This is a genomic window from Stenotrophomonas sp. 05L44_2, from assembly GCF_056665995.1.
In genome coordinates this window covers 1-3,554 of sequence record NZ_JBFTNR010000447.1, presented here as the reverse complement: position 1 = coordinate 3,554, position 3,554 = coordinate 1, and the positions used below count along the sequence as shown (strand labels likewise).

Here is a 3,554-nt window from a genome sequence, read left to right as displayed (position 1 = left end):
GCTCGGCGATGATGCCCGCAGCCGCCTGCGCAACCAGAAGATCGGCTTCATCTTCCAGGGCTTCAACCTGATTCCGGACCTCAACCTGTTCGACAACGTGGACGTGCCGCTGCGCTACCGCAAGATGAGCGCCGGCGAGCGCCGCGAGCGCATCGAGAAGGCGCTGAGCCAGGTCGGCCTGGGCTCGCGCATGAAGCACTACCCGAACGAACTCTCCGGCGGCCAGCAGCAGCGCGCGGCAATCGCCCGTGCCCTGGCCGGCAGCCCGCGCCTGCTGCTGGCCGACGAACCGACCGGCAACCTGGACACGCAGATGGCGCGCGGGGTGATGGAACTGCTGGAGGAGATCAACGCCGCCGGCACCACCATCGTGATGGTCACCCACGACCCGGAACTGGCCGCACGCGCGCAGCGCAACGTGCACATCGTCGACGGCCAGGTCACCGACCTGGTGCGCGAGCCGGTGCTGGCCACCCCGCGTCGCATCGTCGCCGTCAACGAGTGAGGGCACGACCATGTTCGCCTACTACGCCCGACTGGCGGTACGCAGCTTCCGCCGCAACAAGGTACTGACCGCGCTGATGGTGGTCGCCATCGCGCTGGGCATCGGTGCTTCGATGACCACCCTGACCGTTTTCCACGTGCTGTCCGGCGACCCGATCCCTGACAAGAGCGACCGCCTGTTCTACGTGCAGGTCGATCCGCGCCCGCGCTCGGGTTACCTGACCGGCGAAGAGCCGGAGACCCAGATGACCCGCTTCGATGCAGAGACGCTGCTGCGCGAGAAGCGTGGCGAGCGCCAGGCGATGATGAGTGCTGGCGCCGTCACCGTCGAGCCGGAAGGCAGCACGTTGAAGCCGTTCAACATCGACACCCGCTGGACCTCGGCCGACTTCTTCCCGATGTTCAACGTGCCGATGCTGTATGGCCGTGCCTGGACGGCCAGCGACGATGACGGTCGCGCCCGCGTGGTGGTGCTGTCCAAGGTGATCAATGACAAGCTGTTCCAGGGCGCCGACAGTGTCGGCCGCCAGATCCGGGTCGAGGGCCATTCGCTGCGGGTGATCGGGGTGATGGACACCTGGAATCCGGAACCGCACTTCTTCGACCTGACCGTCGGCAACTACGGCCGCGAAGAGGACCTGATGATGCCGCTGTCCACCGCGATGGACCTCAAGCTCGGCAGCAACGGCAACATGAACTGCTTCCGCGACGGCGCACCCGATGACGACAGCAATTCGATCAACGCGCCGTGCACCTGGATCCAGTACTGGGTGGAGCTTGACCCGTCCAAGGCCGAGGACTACCGCCGCTACCTGGTGAACTACTCGGACCAGCAGCGGGCTGCCGGCCGTTTCGAGCGCCCGGCCAACGTGCGCCTGCGCACCGTGATGGAGTGGCTGACCTTCAACAACGCGGTACCCAGCGACGTACGCCTGCAGATGTGGCTGGCCCTGGGTTTCCTCGGTGTCTGCCTGGTCAACACGGTCGGCCTGCTGCTGGCCAAGTTCCTGCGCCGCAGCGGTGAGATCGGCGTGCGCCGCGCACTGGGTGCCAGCCGCGGGCAGATCTTCCTGCAGTGCTTGGTCGAGGCGGGCGCGGTGGGCGTGGTTGGTGGCGTGCTCGGCATCGGCCTGGCACTGCTGGGACTGTATGCGGTGCGCCAGCAGCCGGTGGACTACGCCAAGCTGGCCCACCTCGACGGCAGCATGCTGCTGCTCGCCCTCGGCCTGACCCTGCTGGCCAGCATTGCTGCCGGCTTCCTGCCCGCCTGGCGCGCGATGCAGGTCACCCCGGCCATCCAGCTCAAGTCGCAGTAAGCACCAGAACGAGGACTTCCCATGGACATCCGCCCCATCCTCAGCACCCTGCGCCGGCACAAGACCGCAGCCGCATTGATCGTGCTGGAAATCGCCCTGACCTGCGCCATCGTCTGCAATGCCCTGTTCCTGGTCACCCAGCGCGTGGAAAAGATCAGCCAGCCCAGCGGCCTGGCCGAGAACGAACTGGTCATGGTCCGGGTCAGCGGCATCGGCAAGCAGGCCAACGCCATGGCCCGCACCAACGAAGACCTGGCATCGCTGCGCGCGATTCCCGGCGTGACCAGCGTGACCAAGGTCAACCAGCTGCCATTCCGCCGCAACTCGAGCAACACCAGCATCTCGCGCGAACGTGACCAGGAGCGCCCGACCGCCTTCGTGTCGTTGTACATGTTCAGCGAGAACGCGTTGTCCACGCTCGGCCTGCAGCTGGTCGCCGGCCGCGACTTCCTGCCCAGTGAATACATCGACTATGAGGAAGCCCAGAAAAATCCCAAGCCCGACCGCGCCGCGCCGGTGATCATCAACCAGCAGGTCGCCGCCAAGATGTATCCGGACCAGAGCGCGCTGGGCAAGACCTTCTACATGGGCAACCAGGCCCTGCACGTGGTCGGCGTGGTCGCCCATCTGGCCACCCCCACCGACTACAACGACAACAGCACCCTGTCGATGATGCTGCCGGTGCGTACCGACTTCACCCGCGGCCCGTACATGCTGCGCACTTCGCCGGAACGCCGCGATGAAGTGCTGAAGGGTGCGCTGGCCGCGCTGGACCACAACGATCCCAACCGCCTGGTGCGCGAGAAACTGACCTATCAGGAACAGCGTGCCGACTACTTCAAGAACGACCGCTCGATGGTCGGGCTGCTGGTGACGGTCTGCGTGGCGCTGTTGGTGGTCACCGCCCTGGGCATCGTCGGCCTGGCCAGCTTCTGGGTGCAGCAGCGCAGCAAGCAGATCGGCATCCGCCGCGCATTGGGCGCCACCCGCGGGCAGATCCTGCGCTATTTCCAGACCGAGAACTTCCTGCTGGCCACGCTGGGCATCGTGCTGGGCATGCTGGCGGCGTACGCCATCAACCTGGCCCTGATGAACATGTACGAGCTGCCGCGCATGCCGCTGCTGTACCTGCCGCTGGGCGCAGCGCTGCTGTGGCTGCTGGGGCAGATCGCCGTGTTCGGCCCGGCCCGCCGCGCCGCTGCGGTGCCCCCGGCCGTCGCCACGCGGGGGGCGTGAGATGCGCGCCAGCCTGCTGGTGCTGTTGCTGGCCCTGCCGCTGCCGGTACTCGCCGGCAGCAGCAGCGCGCAGACGCTGGAGTGGCGACAGGACGATGCGCGGCTGGCGCTGCGCTCGACCGAAGGCGTGGTGAGGGTGGATGCGGCCAGCCCGGAGCCGCGCTTCGGCGTGCGCCATGGCGACCGCATCCTGCGCGTGGACGACTCGCCGGTGCGGCAGATCGAACAGCTCGCCGACGCAATACGGGCGGCATCGACGCCCACCGTCTACCTGCTGCTGCGCCGCGATGGCCGGATGCTGACCGTGCCGGTGGCGGTGTCGGCGTGGCGGGCGGCGCTGAACCCGCCAGCACCGCCGCCACCGCCGCCGCCACGGCGCTGAGTCGGGACGCCCCTGCGCTACCGCTGGTTTCGCTATATTGCAGAGCGGCCCGGTAGCGCCGGGCCATGCCCGGCGGTTCCAGCCGCTGCAACTGCACCCGCCCCGCCGGGCATGGC

Annotated in this window: 4 protein-coding genes; all 4 read left to right on the top strand. The window is 67.7% G+C overall.

Annotated features, from left to right (window positions below; genetic code table 11):
- Positions 1-505, top strand: a 505-nt coding sequence (locus AC1VAN_RS15315; RefSeq protein ID WP_480986122.1) for an ABC transporter ATP-binding protein, incomplete at its 5' end; no start/stop codon positions are given.
- 10 nt (positions 506-515) lie between these two features.
- On the top strand, positions 516-1,820 hold the full coding sequence (locus AC1VAN_RS15310) for an ABC transporter permease (protein ID WP_208081690.1): 1,305 nt from the start codon (positions 516-518) through the stop codon (positions 1,818-1,820).
- Between the two features lie 21 nt (positions 1,821-1,841).
- Complete coding sequence (locus AC1VAN_RS15305) at positions 1,842-3,056, top strand: ABC transporter permease (RefSeq protein WP_442252097.1); 1,215 nt, start codon at positions 1,842-1,844, stop codon at positions 3,054-3,056.
- A 1-nt stretch (position 3,057) separates the two neighbouring features.
- Positions 3,058-3,438 (top strand): PDZ domain-containing protein, encoded by a 381-nt coding sequence (locus AC1VAN_RS15300; protein WP_312401428.1) that lies wholly within the window; start codon positions 3,058-3,060, stop codon positions 3,436-3,438.
- Positions 3,439-3,554 lie beyond the last annotated feature (116 nt).